The sequence below is a fragment of the Flavivirga spongiicola genome (assembly GCF_030540825.1).
In the GTDB taxonomy this organism is placed as follows: Bacteria; Bacteroidota; Bacteroidia; order Flavobacteriales; family Flavobacteriaceae; genus Flavivirga; species Flavivirga spongiicola.
Genome location: NZ_JAUOEO010000001.1, coordinates 2,339,588 through 2,358,575 on the forward strand (window position 1 = coordinate 2,339,588; position 18,988 = coordinate 2,358,575).

Consider the following 18,988-nt stretch of genomic DNA (forward strand, 5'->3'; position numbering starts at 1 on the left):
TTAAAAAAATTAATTATGAAAAATATATTTAACAGTTTTGTTATACTATGCTTCTTTATGGCTTTTGTTGGTTGTACAGATAGCTTAGAGAACAACCCTATTGGTTTACTAACCGAAGATATGCTTGATACAGAAATAGCATTGGTGACATTAGAGGCTTCAGTGAGTTCTTCATATCAACCCCTTAAAAGTACCTTAAATGGTGTTGTAGATGGTTGGAGATGGGATTTAGGAACCGTATTTAGAAATGATATTGTATTACAAGATATCGCATCTAATGATATGAATAAAAAATGGAATCCAGATGGCGACCAACCTTGGATGGATAAAGTATCAGATTTCACTTTTACATCAGAAAACCAGGCTTTTAATGGAATATGGGTCTATGATTATATAGGGATAAATAGGTTAAATCTCGCCTTGAGCTTTTTAACTGATACAGAAACTGTTCAAAACACAGGAATGACAGATGCTCGTAAAAATCAATTATTATCTGAAGTTTATTTTTTAAGAGCTTTTTATTATTTTGATCTGGTTAATAATTTTGGAGATGTTCCATTGTTGAGTGAAACACCCCCAACATTTCAGGAAGCTTTAGAGGTTGCAGTAAGAGCACCAAAAAGCGAAGTCATTGAACAGATAAATTCAGATTTAGTAACTGCAAAATCATTAGCATCAAATGCTAAATATCCAGATCTGGCAGAACCATGGAGAGCTTCAAAAGGAGCGATTATTGCTTTACAAGCGAAAGTGGCTTTGTTTGATGAAGATTGGTCAACGGTACTCACTCTAATTACAGAACTAGACGGATTAGGAAATTATAGCCTAAACCCAGAATATTTTGATAGTTTTGATGCAAGTAAAGAATTTATAGAAAACGAGGTTATATTCACCTACGATCATCGACCTGATGAAAATCCAGGTAATGGAAATGGATTCGCTGCCGTTTCTGGATGGGGTTTCTTCGCTCCCACAAATGATTTTTTAAGTGCTTTTGAAGCTAATGATCCTAGATTATTATATACTATCGACGTGCCCAATAAAAGATCATCCAAAATTTTAGGGTCAACGACGGATTATTTAGGTAATGATAATTCTCCCGGAAACAAAGTCTTTATACGTTATGCTGATGTATTACTTTGGAAAGCTGAAGCGCTCAACGAAACTGGCGACTATGCTGGAGCTGTTAGTATAATCAATCAAATAAGAGCAAGAGCAAGAACCAGTACTACTGCAGATGGATCTTCCATTCCTGTTGGAACATTAATAGATAGACCAAGTTCAACAGATGCTTCGCAAATAAAAGATTGGTTGATGGCAGAAAGACGCGTTGAATTGGGTTTTGAGTCTCAAAGATTTAATGACTTAAAAAGATGGGGGACAGCTAAATCTGTTTTAACAGCACTTGGAAGAAATTTTCAAGACCATAATGCCTTATTTCCGATTCCCCAGAGAGATATTGATAAGTCAGGAGGAACCATTATACAAAATCCGGGTTATTAACCTAATACCCATTTTGAGTGTAAAATAACGTCGTATTAAAGCCGATGTTGCTTTAAAATCTAACAACGCTACGATTAGATAGCATAGCATCGTTACGGAATTAATGAACGAGTCGACATGCGACATTTTGCACTCAAATTAGTATAACTTAATGTAAACATTTAAAAGTGAAAACAGTTTTTTTTGAGTTGGTTTTTCAAGAGAAGTAGAAATTTATCAATGCCTGCTTCTCTTTTTATTAAAATCATTTATGCTACAAAAAATCAATTAAGAAATGAGAGATATTGCAACCAGATATAAAGAAAACCCTTTACTATCCCCCAAAGATTTAAATGCTAGTGATGAAAGCATGATTATTGAGTGTTTACTCAATCCGGGTGTGTTTAAATTTAAAGGAAAGACATGGCTACTTGTACGTGTAGCAGAGCGTACCCTTCAAAAAGAAGATGTACTGTCTGTACCCATATACAATGAAGATGGAAAAGTGAAAATTCTAAATTTTGACCCAAAGGATTCGAAATTGGATGCTTCAGATTCTAGAGTCATTAATTATGATGGCGTTGATTACTTGACGACCATATCACATTTAAGATTGCTTTGTAGCGATGATGGTATAAACTTCTATGAAAATGATGAATACCCTTCCCTTTTTGGAGAAGGCGAATATGAATCTTATGGCATTGAGGATTGTAGAGTTTCACAAATTGAGGACACTTATTATTTAACCTATACGATGGTTTCATCCAATGGTGTTGGTGTTGGACTTCGCATTACTAAAGATTGGAAAAAATTCGAAAAGAAAGGCATGATCTTTAGTCCTCACAATAAAGATTGTGCCATTTTCGAGGAAAAAATAGATGATAAATATTACGCCTTGCATAGACCCAGTAGTCCTGAATTAGGGGGTAACTATATATGGTTAGCAGAATCGTTTGATGGGGTGCATTGGGGAAACCATAAATGTATTGCCAAAACCCGAAAAGGGAAGTTTGATAGTAAACGACTTGGAGCTGGAGCAGCACCTATAAAAACAGATAAAGGCTGGTTGGAAATTTATCACGGCGCTACCGAAAAGCACCGATATTGTTTAGGCGCTATTTTATTGGATTTAGAAGATCCTTCTATAGTCATCGCGCGTTCAGAAGAACCTATAATGGAACCACAAGAAGCATTTGAACTCACAGGTTTTTTTGGAGAAGTCATTTTTACAAATGGTCATCTCGTAAAAGGCGATCAAATTCAGATGTATTACGGAGCGGCAGATGAGTTTGTCGGGTTAGCAACTTTCTCCATTAAACAGATATTAAAAACATTAGGACAATAATGGGGAATTTAGCAAGAGTAGGTTTAAGAGATTTTACAAGGAGTGCAAAAATATTAATAATCACCAATACCATTTATGCTTTTGTACTACCGGTCATTGATATTTTTGTAGCATCATATATAATGCGAAATTCAAGCGATCCTTCCAAAGTTATTTTATACCAATTGGCAATTTATGTAGGTATCCCTATAACATTTTTTATCAATGGATATTTGTTAAATACAATAAATATCAAAAGATTGTTCTCTTTAGGAATGCTACTTAGTGGTATTTCAATGGTCTTTATGATGTCTTTGAAGGAAATTAATTATTTTGGATTAATAACTGCTGGTTTAATCATGGGCATGTCGTTTGGATTGTATTGGGCAAACAGGGATTATTTGGTACTTTCAACCACAAAAGACCGAACACGGAATTTTTATTATGGATTGGAAACGTTTATTTATACTATTATAGCTTCAACAGTACCTGTGCTCATTGGGTGGTATTTAATGAATGGAAATGGAGATTCTGATTCAAATGAGGCTGTTAATTCTGGCTATAGAGTCATAACAGCCATCGTTTTTATAATTACCATTATTGCTTCCATAGTATTTCATTTTGGGAAGTATGAAAAACCAAAGAGCGAAAAATTTCTTTATTTTAAATTCCACAAACTTTGGAAAAAAATGCTTCAATTATCAGTACTAAAAGGATTGGCTCAAGGTTTTATAGTGACAGCACCTGCCATGCTCATGATGAAATTTTTTAATTCTGAAGGCGCATTAGGATCCGCTATTTCCATAGGAGCTGTTATTGCGGCAGTAATTATGCTTATTTTAGGTAAATATTCAAAACCTAAACATCGATTAATTATTTTTAGTGTTGGTTTGATATGTTTTTTCCTGGCCTCTTTTTTTAATGGTTTGTTGTTTAATTCAACCGGGGTCATCCTATTTATGTTCTTGTTGTTAATTGCCAGACCGATTTTAGATATTGCCTATTTTCCTATTCAGTTAAAAGTCATTGATGTGTTGTCAAAAATTGAAAACAGAAATGAGTTTTCATATATTTTAAATCATGAATTTGGATTATTTGTAGGTAGATTTATTGGAGCAAGTACTTTTTTAGTCATTGCTTTTTTTATAAATGCAGATATTGCTTTGAGATATGCCTTATTAATTATAGGCATACTTCAATTGCTTTCTATAGTTATTGCAAAACAACTTTTAAAACAACAAGAAACATTAGAAAAAGAAACATTAATTACTAAAAATGTTATCACAGAAGAAAATGCATAAAATAAATTATACCAATTTGGATGTAAAATGCCGTATTAAAGTCGATGTTATATTAAAATCTAAAAACGCTGTGATTAGATTGCATAGCATCGTTATGGAATTTATGAACAAGGTATTTAGATTTAAAAAGAACGAGACGACATGCGACATTTTACACCCAAATTGGTATTATATAGTAGTCTTACTAATTGGTTTCGTTTTTTATTCATGTAAAAACAAACCATCAAAGTTTACGATAAAAAACCAAATAGACCAATTTCAATTAAGTCGTATTGATTCCATGCCTAATTTGCCAAAACCGTTTAAAATAATAGATTTTAAAAATTTAGCAAAAGGATTTGATTCATTAGTTTTTGATGACACCCAAATAGGAGACTATTGGCCACTAATATGGATGGACAATTCCCGTAAAAATTTCGATCAAGAAACTTTCGGAATATATACAGCTATGGGAGATTTAAGACAAGGAATTGAAAATAACAATGGTATTTTCCATGAGTCATTAGCCACTATTGGCTCTGTGCTTGGGGCAACATTAGTTGGTATAGATAAGTCAAATCAAAAAGGGAAAAATTATGTTTCCATGTTGAAGAATTATTTTAATTCAGAGACACAGTGGAATATAGTTATGAATAACACGTGTCCCGAAGTAGCTTTATTAGGTGGTGGTTATGCAAGGGATTGGTGGTACGATGTCTATCCAAATGTATTGTTTTATGGTTTGTCAAACTTTTATCCGGAAGAAAAGGATTATTCAAACATTATGCGAACAGTTGCTGATAAATTTTATAAAGCTGATTCTATAATGAAAGGTAATTATGCATATTCCTTTTTTGACTATGCAACATTAGAACCTAAAGACAATTGGATTTGCAAACAGGAAGATGTCGCGGCAGGCCATGCATATGTATTATATTCAGCCTATCAAAAGTTTCATGATCCAAAATATTTAAAAGGCGCAAAGTCTTCTTTAGAAGCTCTTTTAACACAAGGGGATAATAGATTTTATGAAATATTAATGCCTTTTGGGGCCTATGTTGCTGCACGATTAAATGCTGAAGAAGGTACAAATTATGATTACACTAAAATTCTTGAATGGACTTTTAATGGTACACCAGATTGCAGAGAAGGATGGGGTGTTTTAGTAGATAATTGGAACGGGTATGATGTATCTGGAATTGTTGGAAGTACAGTTGATCATGGAGGGTTTGGATTTCTGATGAATACATATGATGCCATGTGGCCATTGGTGCCTATGGTTAGATACGATCAACGATATGCCAGTACTATAGGGAAATGGATGTTAAATGCCAGTAATGCTTTAAAGTTATTTTATCCGTATGAAATGGCAGATGAGCATCAATCTATACCAGAACTAAAACAGCACACTAAAGGCGTCATAGCTTATGAAGGGTTGATTAAAAAATCGCATTTTAAGCAATACGAAAATTTGAAAGCACCAATAGCTATTGGAGATGGTCCTCATTGGGTAAAAGGAAATCCTGATGTATCTCAATTTAGTGTTTATGGAAGTGGGCATGTAGGTATTGCCGGTTCTATTGTTTCAAAAACAAATATTGAAAATATACTTCAGTTAGATTTATTAGCAACGGATTTTTATAGAGATGATGCATGTCCTTCATTTTTATATTATAACCCCAATCCAGATGTGAAGAAAGTTGTTATTCCTGTTGGTGATAGCCCTTTAAAAATATATGATGGCATACAAAGAGCATTCATTGCTGAAAACATAAAAAACAAATTTATGTTTAGTATCAAAAAAGAAGAAACGGCATTATTAATTTTTGTACCGCAAGATGCGATTGTAACAGAGAAAAACGGAAAACTATATGCAGATAATATGGTTATAGATTATAGATATTCAATTTAAAACAAATTAAAAAATGGTTTGTTTAAACAGATATAATAGGATATTCTTAAAAACAACTATACTGGTTTTATTCGTTTTTTTTATGTTTTCTTGTAGTAACAAAAGTGTCGAAAAGAAGGAAGAAGCTTGGTGGAAAGAAACCGTTTTTTATGAAATCTACATGCCCAGTTATAAAGATAGTAATAATGATGGTTACAGTGATTTTAAAGGCTTAACATCTAAACTGGATTATATTCAGGATTTAGGAATTAAGGGTATTTGGTTAACACCATTTCTAAAATCGCCAAAAGTGGACAATGGCTATGATGTTTCTGATTATTATACCATCGATTCTATATATGGTTCACTTGATGATTTCAAAATTTTCTTAAAAGAGGCTCACAAAAGAAACATAAAAGTTATCATGGATTTGGTAGTAAATCACACTTCTACCGATTCAAAATGGTTTCAAGAAGCTAAAAAATCTAAAAAAAACATTTATAGAGATTACTATATTTGGGAAGACACACCTAATAACTGGGAATCTTTCTTTGGGGGTTCAGCTTGGGAGTGGGATAGTATTACGAAGCAATATTACTATCATCAGTTTGATGTAAAAATGGCCGATCTTAATTGGCAAAACCCAAAGGTTGTCGAAGAAATTAAAGATGTTTTAAGGTTTTGGCTAGATTTAGGCATTGATGGATTTCGATTAGATGTTATCAACTTTTTAACTACAAATGGCGTAACTCTTGACAACCCAATAGATGAAAATGGGGAGCAAGAACACCTATATGATATCAACCAAAAAGGAGTAAAAGAAGCCATGAAAAAGATCCGGGCTACAGTTAATGAATACGATAACCGTTTTATAGTTGGGGAAATAGGAAGTGATAAAATTGAAGTGTTAAAACAATACCAGGGAAACGAATTATTAGATGTTGTATTCAATTTTAATTTTGGAAGTATCCCTCAATTTTCTGCACAACGGATATTTAATGAACTTACTAATATGGAAAAAAGTATGAGTAACTATCCTACTCTATTTTTTGGAAGCCATGACATGCCCCGTTTAATAAGTCGTTTAGCCGAAAACAATCAAGAGAGGGCAAAAGCTTTGACTGCACTAATGTTAACTGCAAAAGGCGTTCCTTTTGTTTATTATGGAGAGGAAATTGGTATGGAAAATATCGAAGCTTATTCTGTTGAAGAAATGATGGATATTCAAGGACGCACCCATTATAATTTAGCTTTAAACAATGGAAAATCTAAAGAAGAAGCGCTTAACATTGGCAATAATCATAATAGAGATAAATCTAGAAGCCCAATGCAATGGAATGATAATACATTTGCTGGTTTTTCAAAAATAAAACCTTGGATAAAAGTTCATGAAAATTACGCTCAATTAAATGTTGAGTCTTTAAAAAAACAAGAACATTCTATTTTAAACACATATAAAAAGTTGATTTCACTTCGTAATTCAGAACCAGCTTTACAATATGGTACTTACAAGAAACTATCTTTCATAAATAATTGTATTGTCTTTACCAGACAATATAAAGATGAGATTATAAACTGTTATTTTAATTTTGATAATAACCCTTTAATAATAGAATTAAAATCAAACGAAAAAGTTTTAATTGGACAAACAATCGTGAAGCCAAACGATTTCGTAATTGTTAAAAGCATTGAAAAATAATAATACCGTTTTGTATTTCAAAACATTAAAATTCTAAAAAAGATAGGATCACTTGTACAGCTTTTTCTAAATGTACTGGTAAATTATTTTCTTCCCAAGGGTGTGAAGCTCCAAAAACATGATTGGCACCTTCTATAATTTCTAATTGGCTATTTGGATTCCATTTATGAAGGTTTTCCGCTTCTTCAATAAAAATGCTAGTATCTGCATGACTATGAATAATCAGATGTGGGATTTTTAGATTTGACACAGCTCTTTTTATAGTTAAGCGCGTTTCATTTTTTATAAAATCTTCATAGAATTGATAAAAATGAGGCATTTGTTGCTTTGTTCTGCCATTAAGAACATATTTTACGCCGTCTTTTTTCCAGGATTCTAAATCGCCTAATGTTGCGGTTCTTTTACCAAAATCACAAACGCCTGCTAAACTTATGACACTTTTAATACGGGTGTCCTCTTCCGCTTTTATTGAAACAATACCACCACCACGACTGTGCCCAATTAAGCAGATGTTATTGCCTTTTATTTCATCATTTTTAACAATCCAATCAATCACAAATTCTAAATCATCTAATTCTTTAGTATAATTATTATTGCCAAAAGCGTCTAAATCAGGAAAGTCTATGGGTTGTTCAATCGTCCCTCCATTGTGTGAAAAATTGAACTTTATAAAGTAAAACCCGGCTTTAGCAAACACGTCTGCCATTAAATTCCATGCACCCCAATCTTTAAAACCTTTGTAGCCATGACAAAATATAACAATAGGTTTATTAATAGCATTTGAAGCATAAGTTATATCTATTAAAATAGACCTTTTATGTTTACCGTCAATGACACTGTTTTTTTTATGAATCATTTATATTTCTTTTTCAGTGAAAGGTATATTTACGTTGCAAATCTCTAAAATAAGTTGCTTTAATTCTTTACTGAAATTATCAAGAGTTTCTTGAGTAATCAAAGAGTCTTTTTTAGCATATGCACCCGCTTTGTCTTTTTTGGAGAATTTTAGAAAACCTTTACTAAGGTTTTTAAAAGATATGATACCAGCTTCAACTGGAAGTTGAATTTGATTAGATAAATGCATCATATAAGCATAAGTGAGCACCTGAAAACTTTTACTGTATTTAGAATAATCGGTTGTAATAGCTTCCCAATCTACAATTTCAACACTACTTTGTTCTACTTTCCCAGTTTTGTAGTCTACAATTCTGGTAACACCATTATATGCATCAACCCGGTCTACTTTCCCCGTAATAGTAACGGGGAAACCTAGTTCTGGAATGTCAACGATCACATTATTATTGGCTTCGATGGCTATTATTTTTATTTGATTGCCCGCTTTTAAATCTTCAATTTCTAAATCTAAAAAGTTCGATACATACCTTTTTGCAATTTCAAAAATTATTAAGTTTTTACCTTTAGTAATATCACCTTCTTTATAAACTTCTGTGAAATGATGCGTCACCCTTTTTACAATATTAGTTTTTAGTTTTTTAATAATCTCTACAGATATAAAAGTGCCGACGAACGGTTTGTAAAAGTCTTCTAGAGTATTATGTACAACGGTTCCTAAAGTATTTGCGGCTACAGTTTCTTCTACATTGTCATGCTCTTTTACTTTTAATATTTTCTGATAATAAAAATCAATAGGGTTTCTTATATAATTAGTAAGTGACGATGGGGAAAACCCTTTTTGAGCAACGGTTTTTAACTCATTTAAAACGGAGTTCGTTTTCTCTACAATGTTTGAAGGTGTTTGAATTATGGGAACTTGAGGTGCAATAATTTGATGATTTATATGATGTATACCCTCCAATTCCAGTTGAGTTATAAACCTACTTTTTTCACCGCCCGTTAAAATATCTGCTTCTGTATTATAAAGTATATAAACATTTTTAGCCCGTTGTAAAAGCCTGTAAAAATGATAGGTATAAACAGCATCCTTTTCTTTATAAGTCGGTAGGTTGTTTTCTATTTTAACATCAAAAGGAATAAATGAATTATTGGTTTTTCCAGAAGGAAGTATCCCTTCGTTTACAGATGAAATAATAACGGTTTCAAAGTCTAAAACACGAGATTCTAACATACCCATAATTTGGAGCCCCTGTAGAGGTTCCCCTTGAAAATCTAGGGTTTCGGAGCTTAATAATTCTTTGTAAACACTATACAGTGTCGAAATATCCTTAATGTGGTTGTATTCTGTATTGAGTCGAGATAACTCATTAAATAGTTCGTTAAAACGGAATAAGTACTCTAATGATAATAAATTAGAAGCTTTTTTATCGTCTAAATAGTTTTTGATCTGTAATATTAATTGAGAGCAATTCTTTAAAGCGGCATTAATAGACTTGCCCCAATTAGAAAACAGCAAATCAATGAGGTCGTTAGAATGGTCTGCTAGTTCTTTTATACGTTCGGCGGTTAAGTAAACCAAATTATTAGCATCAATAGTCTCAATTATTTTTGCTGCTAAATCAACTTCTTTAATATAAAATAAAGGCCTTATAAATTGATGTGATATGATGTTAATAATGTCTTTATAGTAAAATGTATCTGATGGTGTTTTATGTAAATGAAACAAGGATTCAAAAAGAGAGGCTATTGGGATAGATTTTAAAGGAAAACCCATGGTTATATTTAGCGCTTCAATAGTTGATGGAAGCGAATTTAACACTGGAATAAGTAAATTTTCATCACCTAAAACAACGGCTGTATTTTGTAATGACCGATTGTCTTTTTGTAAATTATTTAAAAGCGTACCAATGTATTTTGCTTGCCCAATATTTTTTGGAATACCAAAAGCCGAAATATTTTTTTCTTTTGAATAATTTGTAGTTATCCAATTAAAAGGTTTGTTTTTAAAAAACGCCCAATTATTTTTATGTTGTCTTGTAAATAAAGCGGCATCGTGCTTTTGATCGTTTATAAAAACAGAGTCTATATCCCAATACGTTTTTGCTAAGTTGTTTTGAAGTAATTCCTGTATGATGGTTTCTTCGGAAGTATTTAAAGCATTAAAACCCAAGAAAATATGTCGTTTTTCAGAATTGTTTTTAATGTACGATTTTATATTATTGGCAGCTTCTCTGTAAATTAAACCTTGATAGCCTATTTTTTTCTTTATAAGCTGTTCGGTAAATAGGGTATAGTAGTTATGAAGTTTGTTCCAAAAAGACAAATAATTTTTAACAAAATCAGTTTTGTTATTTTCTAAAGACCAGTGATTTAAATCTTGTATAGCACCTAAATAATCGAAGATGTTTTTTTGAGGTATGAGATATCTGTCGATTTCATTAAAATCTTGAAGTAATATTTGGGCCCATTTTGAAAACGATTCAAAAGTGTCTGCTTCATTACTTTTGGTTAATTTAATATAAGCGTTATAAAACTCAAAAAGAAGCTCTGTATTCGAAATACTTTTAAGCTGAGACAAGTCTTCTACAAACTCTTCAATACTTATTATATGGGGAGAAAAAATGGTTTGTTTTAAAACTTTAGAGAGTTGATGTTTTAGAAATAAGCCAGCCCTTTTACTTGGTAAAACAAAGGTTATTTCAGAAAGGTTTTCATCGCTGTTTTGTAAATCTTTAAGAACATCAAAAATAAAAGTTGTCATTGAAGTATAATTGGTATTGAAGTTTAATACCATTTCTAACTTAAAATTACTCGCTAAAATTTGCCCTTTTTTACCTATGCTTCAAAATAAAAACTAATCGTAGCTAAGGCTACGTTTGCATTTTCTTTTTTGCCTATGTAAAAAATCGCTGTGTTTTATTTGAGCGATTTTAAATCAGAACTGGTATAAACCACTTCAGTATATAAAAATAAAAAACGCTTCGGATATCCGAAGCGTTTTTATAAAACTTATTTTAAAACTAATTAATAGTTTCTTATTTTATTAAGTTGATTTCAACTCTTCTGTTGTTAGCTCTACCTTTTCTAGTTTTGTTAGAATCGATTGGTTTAGCTTCTCCATGACCAACAGCAGATAATCTTGAAGTACTAATGCCATTAGCAACTAAGTAATCTTTTACAGAATTAGCTCTAGACTCAGATAATTTTTGGTTAGTAGATTCTCTACCAACGCTATCTGTATGTCCTTCAACAGTAAATGTTGCAGTGCTATACTCATTTAAAATACTAATGATATCTTTTAATACACCTTCAGATTGTGTTTTAATAGTTGATCTTCCAGTATCAAATAAGATAGTTTTAGCATACTCATTTAAAGTTTTTTGTACTTCTTCAGTTACTTCAGGACAACCGTTGTTAGCAACAGTACCTACAACTTGTGGACATTTATCATCTTTGTCTAAAACACCGTCACCATCAGTATCTGGCCAAGGACAACCATTATTAGCGGCAGCACCTGGAGTGTTAGGACATTTGTCATCACCATCTCTTACACCATCACCATCAGCATCAGGACAACCAGATAAAGCTTTTAAACCAGCAACTGTAGGACAAGCATCGTCTTTATCAGCAATACCATCACCATCAGTATCAGGACATCCATTAAGTTCAGCTAAACCAGCTTCGTTAGGACAAGAATCTTTACTATCTTCGATTCCATCACCGTCAGTATCAGGACAACCATTGAAAGCTTCTAAGCCAGGAACATCTGGACAAGCATCATCTTTGTCGTAAATACCATCACCGTCAGCATCAGCACCACCAAATTTGATAGAAATACCAACTGTGTGCTGGAAATGTGTGTTTAAATAATCTTCAAACGCATGCTTGTACGCTGATTGTACAGTCAAACCAATATTTTCGTTAAACCAAAGGTTGAAACCTAAAGTTCCGTTTAAGGTTCCAGCTCCAACTTCATCAATCCAAGTGTAACCACCACCAACACCTAAATAAGGCTCGAAAGTTTTCCAATCTAATACTTCTCCGATATTATATTTAATAGTACCATCAGCAGCATAGTAAGATAAATCATCTACACTAAGAGCATCTCCATTAGCATCTTCTCCCCAGTTTTCTATTTTATTAAGAGAACCAGCGATGCCAAAAGAAAATCCGTCTCCGATGTATTTAGATACAGAAACTGAAGATAAGGAAGGCAAGATGTTGTAGTTGTCTACATCTACGTACTTGCTAAAGATAGTCTCACTAAAAGGAGCACCATCCCCAGAAGGGTAAGCATCAACTGCGTTTGTCGCAATAGTAATTTGCCATGGGTTGTTTTTGTCTTGCGCATTAGCATTGCTATAAACAAGAACGAACAACATAGCGAACAATAATCTGCTAAGATTTTTCATATTCAAAAGTTTAATTTTTAAGTGTTAAATGTAAAACAAAAGTAAGTTGTTAAAATTTATTAACAAAGACAAATATAGAAAAAAATAGAACATTTCGTTTGTTCATCGATAGTTCAGAATAGTTTTAGATAATATTTAAAGCTTTATCAACTTTAGTAAACGCAATAACCACCTTGTCTAAATACGTGTTTGTATGGGTTGCTGAAAGCTGTGTAAATTTTCTTGCTTTCCTTTTGGAATTGATGGAAAGTAAAATCCGACAAAATGGATGGCTTACCTTTAATTTGGTGTAAGATAATCCCTTTATTTCCTGTGTTAAAGTGATTTTTGCTCTTTAGAGAGGTGTTATAGTACGTTTTTTTATAAAATCCATTATTTTTTATGTTTTAAAGCCCTGTTAGTAAATAGTTTTGTGATTTTTCATATCTAAAATGATGTTTTTCGAAAGTTTATACTTCTTTTATTTTAATCTCATTATTTATATAGATAAGTAGCTTCTTTTTAACAATTATTGTCATGTCTTCTAAAACATCCTGATAAGATTGTAATTGTTGCCAGTGTTTTTTATCTTCCATACCCGTTTTATAATCAATAATTACGGCTTCATTTTTGGAATTTATGACCAATCTATCTGGTCTTAAAATGATTCCTTCTTTAGTAATAATGTCTCTTTCGTTATATATGGTATAGTTTGAGCTATAATAGTTTTCGAGCTTTGGGTGTTCGATAATTTTAATTATTATTTGTTTTAGCTCGATGGTTTGTTCTTTTGTAATTAAAGAATCATTTATAACAGTATTAATATCATCTTTAGTTTTAATTTGAGACATAATATTGTGAATAAGATTTCCTTTTTCAATAGCCTCTTCTTGATTAGTATCCCAAAGAAGCCCAGATTTAGTTATAACCTTTATATTATGAGTTTCTTTTGCGGTTGAAATAAATTCTTGTTGAATATTGGCTTCTTTTATGATAGTTGAACTTTCGGTGGTTCTTTTAGCATTCCCAAAAAAGTATACCGATTGGGAATCATTCCAAAGATCTAAGTGTTGCAGATAGTTTATGAATAAACCCGAATATTTTTTATTATTAGGTATTCCCTTTGAAGAGATATCTTTTGTCGAAATGATATACAGCTGCTCAACAGCTCTAGTTAAGGTTACATATAATAAATTGACATTATCTAGTTCTTGCTCAGATTGATGGTTATTATAGATCCGTTGTCCTTCTTCTCCGTAATTTTCAAAATCTTTACTATAGTTTAATAAGGTGTGCGTAAAGCCGGCGTACTTTTCTTTATCTATTTTAAACCATTCTTTTGGATCTAATTCTCTATAAATATCTAAATCAGCATAAGGAAAAATAACCACAGGGAATTCTAAACCCTTAGATTTATGAATGGTCATTATTTGAACAGCGTTTTGTCCTTTAGGAGATACAATGCTTAAGCTTTCTTTTTTCTTATCAAAATATTCCAGAAACCCAGAAACATTTGATCCCTTTTTTTGTGAAAAATCTAAAACAATATCTAAGTAAAATTGAATGTAAGCGTTGGAAGATTCAACCAAACTAAAATCCCTCACAATGGTTTCTACTAAATCATAAAGAGGAAGCTGTAATAATAAATCACTATTTATGAATATATTGAATACTTCAAAACTTTTAAATAGGTCGGGTACTGATAAATTTAAATGCTTCGAAAAGAAATCGTGTTTATCCTCAATATTGAAAAGAACACTTAAATAATTGAGAATCTCAATTTTTATTTCGTTATTTTTTGGCTGAATTAAGAGGGCTAAAATGTTGTTTACAAAACCAACTTCAGTGGCATTATTAATTAATAATGTTTCAGAAGAAATTATAGGAATGTGCTGTTGCCCTAAATAATTTGCAATAGCGACCCCTTCTTTTTTCTTACGTACCAATACGCAAATATCTTCTAACCTAAAACCATTTTTTAAACAACGATTGATGGTTTTTAAAACATGTTCAGGAAAAAGTTCATCTCTATCGTCTTCTTTGTCAATGTCTAAAAAAGATAGCTCAACATAGCCAGCATCTTCTAAAAACGTATTTTGATGTGCATTTTCATAAAGATGTTTATAATCTTTTTTACTAAAAACTAGGTTTGATAGATAATTAAAAAAGCCATTATTAAAATTTACAATGCCTTTGAAGCTTCTGTAATTTGTTGGAAGGTTTTCAACGTGTTTTTTAATATGAAATGGGTTGTCATCATTAAATAATCCAATAAATTGTTCTGCTTTTCCGCCACGCCAACGATAAATAGCTTGTTTTGCATCACCGACCAACATGGCATTTCCAGTTTCGGTAGACAACGAGTTTTCCAAAAGAGGGATTAAATTCTTCCATTGCATGACCGAAGTATCCTGAAATTCGTCAATAAAATAATGATTAAACTTTTCACCAATACGTTCATAAATAAAAGGAGTGGGTTGATTTCTTATTTCTTTACTAATAATGGTATTGAATTCTGAAATAAGCATTTTATTTTGTTCTTCTTTAAGTGCCTTTAATTCATTATGAATAGCATTTAAAACAGATAGAGGTGTTATATTTTTATAAAAAGCCTTTAAAAATTTAAAGTGAAAAACCATGTATTTGGTTTCGTAGAAACTGGCAGCTATTTGTGGTTGAATTTGTTCTATTATGGAAGCTATATCTTCAGTGACACGTTTAGGATATAATGCTTTAGTTTCGATATCTTCTTGCCATTTGGCTTCAAAATTTAGATCAAACTTTTTACCAGCTAAGTTTTTAAAATGCTTTGGTAAATAGCTTCCGGAAAAATCATTAAATTCTAAACTAGCTTCTTCAATTAAGGTCAACACGTTTTGTGCTTTTTGAATGATATTATTTTCTAAGGCTATTAGGTTCTTTTTTAATTGTGTTTTAAGTGTTTTAAAATCATCTAAAGTTTTATCCTTCAATGTTTCAATAAAAGGAATGTCATTTTCATTGACCAATAACCGCGCGATTTTATTAAAATCAAAAGAGACATCCCAACTTTTATCATCGTCGGCTTTTTCAATGGCAAAATCAATAAGAACTTTGGTAAGCGCATCATTTGTTCCCGCCTTTTCAATTAAACTATTAACAGCTTCATTTAATAAAGCATCTTGATCTAGCTCTACTTCAAAATTTAAAGGTAACCTTAAATCGTAGGCGAAGGTTCTAATAAGTTTATGTGTAAAGCCATCAATGGTCGAAATATCAAACGCTGCATAGTTATGTATAATAGTGTTTAATAGTTTCTCCGATTTATTATGAAGCACATTTGCATCCATTTGCAATTCTTCACTAATAGCGTTAAACATGCTATTTGGTTTGTCTAATATAGCTTTGCTAGAAAACTGCTTGAGTGTTTCAATAATCCGATCTTTCATTTCGGCAACAGCTTTATTTGTAAACGTAATTGCTAAAATCCGTTTAAAATGCTCAGAATTATTAGATTGAAACAAAATTTTTAAATATTCTTTTACAAGTGTAAACGTTTTTCCGCTTCCAGCGGAAGCATTATAAATAGTAAAAGAATGGTTTTGACTCATGAATTATAATTTTGGATACAAGATAAAAACTATCAATGGTTTCATAACCATTTATTATTTTTAATTGATCTGTTTTATATGTAAATTTGGATGAAATTAAACACTAATATTTTAAAACAAAAAATTATGGCTTTCGAATTACCGAAATTAGGATATGCGTATGATGCATTAGAACCACATATTGATGCTCGCACTATGGAGATACACCATTCTAAACATCATCAAGGATATACAAACAATTTAAATAATGCCATTGCAGGAACAGATTTAGAAGGAAAATCTATTGGAGATATACTTGGAAATTTAGATATGAATAATGGCGCAGTGAGAAATAATGGTGGTGGTTTTTACAATCACTCATTGTTTTGGGAAGTAATGAACCCAGAAGGGAAAGGATATTTATCAGGAGAATTAAAAGATGCTATTGAAGCCGCTTATGGTTCTGTTGATGCGTTTAAAGATGCTTTTGCTAAAGCTGCAGCCACACGTTTTGGTTCAGGTTGGGCTTGGTTATGTGTGCATAAAGGCGGTAAAGTAGAAGTTTGTTCTACGCCAAATCAAGACAATCCATTAATGCCCGGAGTTAGTTGTGGTGGTACACCAATTTTAGGTATTGATGTTTGGGAGCACGCTTATTATTTAAACTATCAAAACAGACGTCCAGATTATATTAATGCCTTTTTTAATGTTATTAATTGGAATGAAGTTGAAAGACGTTACGCTGAAGCAAAATAAAATTTTGTAGAAAAAAAAGTCTGAACTCATTTAAAGTTTTTGAATTATAGCGAAAATCAGTCATTTTTTATATAGATAAAAACTTTTTTTAATTGCATAGCATCGCTACGGAATTCAAAAAAGGTGAAATATAGATGAAAAAGGGCGATTTTTTAGTCAATTGAAAAACTTTAAATGAGTTCTCTAAATATAAAGCGCCTAGTAAATATTTACTAGGCGCTTTTTTTATGTTTCAAATACTTGTTTTCATTATATAACACCAGTTATATTTTACTAAAAGGAAAGAATCTGTAAAATAGTACACTTTTTTGGTTTTGCTGCCCCCCCCCCTGTTTTCAGGGTATTCTTTTTCACTGAAAAAGATGTTTCCTAAATGTTTATGCTGGTGCATCTTTGCCTTATGATATTTTATAGAATACTAAAAACGAATATTAACCTTTTAAAAATTTAAAATTATGACTTGGGGAATCACCTTGATCTTATTAAGTATTATCGCCGTACCATCTTTACTTCTTTCAAAAAAACCAAACGCAAAAGAGCTTTTAGAAAAAATAGAACCTTATCAAGGTTGGATTGGATTTGTCTTTTTTTGTTGGGGAGTTTGGGGGATTATTTCTGCCGTTTTGAATATCGGTTGGCTTACAACATTTCCAATATGGTGGATCACATTGTTAGTAGGAAATATAATTGAAGCTGTTTTAGGCTTTATGTTAGGCTTTGGCTTAATCAATAAATTTATTTTGTCTAAAAATGAAGCGGCAAAAGAAAAAGCAAATAGAATGAGAGAAAAATTAGCTCCAAAACAAGGAAAATTAGGGATTATTGGACTAATTGTTGGAGCTTGGATGATCGTAGCTTCTTTCATATTTATTTAATTTCTTATAATTAAGTATTAATCAATAAAAACCTACAAACAAAAACCTACAAATGAAAACAAAAAATGTAATTGCAATAGCCTTATTGGTTATTGGTAGTATCGTAAATGCAAATGCCCAAAAATTATCTAAATTTGGTGGTTTGACTGAAAAGAAAATAGGACCTAAAACTATAAAAGTTCCTTATACAGATATGGTATCTTATTTAGGATATGCAGCTCCTGGGAACGAAGACGAAACAAAAGATGGTAAGAAATTTTATTATATCTATGTATGGATACCCGCAGTAGCTCCAGAGTTAGGAGTAAGAATGATGTCTCCTGTTGGAAAAACTAAAATTAAAAAGGTCACAAAGTCTAAAGCTTATACAGATAATGCGAGTTCAAGCGAATATTTTGATACTTATATTACTTTAGAACGTTCGGATATTTTTAGCAAAGATAAAATTAGTGAAACAGCTGTAAGTAATGCTAAATGGACCGTGTTAGAGCGCAATGATGATAGTAGTGAAATGCCAAAACAACCAAGTGGAAGCAAGTATAACTCATTGTTAAGATATAAAAGTGAAGCCAGTAATCCACAGAAAGCATTAACTGTAGGTTTATATCGTATTGGCTTTACGACTTATAAAAAAGGTGAAGTAAAAGGAACATTTTTGGCACAGGTTGCTGCACCTATAAAACTTCCAGGAGTAGTCATGGCAAAGACCATTGAAGATTTAAAGAAAGGATTGTAATTTTTTTCCAAAAACTAAAAAACGCATTCTTTTTAAGGATGGTTTTTTTTAGTTTTATTAAAAATCAAAAGCTATTTTTAAAGCGTTATTTAAAAATAGCTTTTTTATAAAATACATGTTGCCTATTTAA

12 protein-coding genes are annotated in these 18,988 nt (G+C 31.7%); 8 read left to right on the forward strand and 4 right to left on the reverse strand.

From position 1 onward, the window contains the following. The first annotated feature begins 15 nt into the window (after positions 1-15). From Q4Q47_RS09310 to Q4Q47_RS09330, 5 genes are all read left to right on the forward strand, one after another. Positions 16-1,503 (forward strand): RagB/SusD family nutrient uptake outer membrane protein, encoded by a 1,488-nt coding sequence (locus Q4Q47_RS09310; RefSeq protein ID WP_303306381.1) that lies wholly within the window; start codon positions 16-18, stop codon positions 1,501-1,503. Positions 1,504-1,777: 274 nt separating this feature from the next. Continuing rightward, complete coding sequence (locus tag Q4Q47_RS09315) at positions 1,778-2,827, forward strand: glycoside hydrolase family 130 protein (RefSeq protein WP_303306382.1); 1,050 nt, start codon at positions 1,778-1,780, stop codon at positions 2,825-2,827. Further along, positions 2,827-4,107, forward strand: a complete 1,281-nt coding sequence (locus tag Q4Q47_RS09320) for an MFS transporter (RefSeq protein ID WP_303306383.1) — start codon at positions 2,827-2,829, stop codon at positions 4,105-4,107. The genes Q4Q47_RS09315 and Q4Q47_RS09320 overlap by 1 nt, the downstream gene beginning before the upstream one ends. After that, positions 4,082-5,998, forward strand: a complete 1,917-nt coding sequence (locus Q4Q47_RS09325; protein ID WP_303306384.1) for a hypothetical protein — start codon at positions 4,082-4,084, stop codon at positions 5,996-5,998. The genes Q4Q47_RS09320 and Q4Q47_RS09325 overlap by 26 nt, the downstream gene beginning before the upstream one ends. A gap of 13 nt (positions 5,999-6,011) precedes the next feature. Next, positions 6,012-7,676, forward strand: coding sequence for an alpha-glucosidase (locus Q4Q47_RS09330; RefSeq protein ID WP_303306385.1), 1,665 nt, complete (start codon positions 6,012-6,014; stop codon positions 7,674-7,676). Between the two features lie 25 nt (positions 7,677-7,701). Here the strand turns inward: Q4Q47_RS09330 and Q4Q47_RS09335 are convergent, their stop codons facing one another. The 4 genes from Q4Q47_RS09335 to Q4Q47_RS09350 form a co-directional block, all read right to left on the reverse strand. Further along, on the reverse strand, positions 7,702-8,532 hold the full coding sequence (locus Q4Q47_RS09335) for an alpha/beta hydrolase family protein (RefSeq protein ID WP_303306386.1): 831 nt from the start codon (positions 8,530-8,532) through the stop codon (positions 7,702-7,704). After that, positions 8,533-11,292 carry a PD-(D/E)XK nuclease family protein gene (locus Q4Q47_RS09340; RefSeq protein ID WP_303306387.1) on the reverse strand — a complete coding sequence of 920 codons (2,760 nt, stop codon included), beginning with the start codon at positions 11,290-11,292 and terminating at the stop codon, positions 8,533-8,535. A gap of 274 nt (positions 11,293-11,566) precedes the next feature. Then, positions 11,567-12,943: an OmpA family protein gene (locus tag Q4Q47_RS09345; RefSeq protein ID WP_303306388.1), complete on the reverse strand. Its 1,377-nt coding sequence runs from the start codon at positions 12,941-12,943 to the stop codon at positions 11,567-11,569. A 449-nt stretch (positions 12,944-13,392) separates the two neighbouring features. Then, complete coding sequence (locus tag Q4Q47_RS09350; RefSeq protein WP_303306389.1) at positions 13,393-16,512, reverse strand: UvrD-helicase domain-containing protein; 3,120 nt, start codon at positions 16,510-16,512, stop codon at positions 13,393-13,395. Between the two features lie 126 nt (positions 16,513-16,638). Between Q4Q47_RS09350 and Q4Q47_RS09355 the strand changes: the two genes are divergently transcribed. The 3 genes from Q4Q47_RS09355 (at position 16,639) to Q4Q47_RS09365 (ending at position 18,858) form a co-directional block, all read left to right on the forward strand. After that, the gene (locus Q4Q47_RS09355) at positions 16,639-17,247 is read left to right on the forward strand and encodes a superoxide dismutase (protein WP_303306390.1); all 609 of its coding nucleotides are present in this window, start codon (positions 16,639-16,641) and stop codon (positions 17,245-17,247) included. 455 nt (positions 17,248-17,702) lie between these two features. Further along, positions 17,703-18,122, forward strand: coding sequence for a hypothetical protein (locus Q4Q47_RS09360; RefSeq protein WP_303306391.1), 420 nt, complete (start codon positions 17,703-17,705; stop codon positions 18,120-18,122). Positions 18,123-18,174: 52 nt separating this feature from the next. Next, positions 18,175-18,858, forward strand: coding sequence for a Lipl32 family lipoprotein (locus Q4Q47_RS09365; RefSeq protein ID WP_303306392.1), 684 nt, complete (start codon positions 18,175-18,177; stop codon positions 18,856-18,858). The last annotated feature ends 130 nt before the right edge of the window (positions 18,859-18,988 follow it).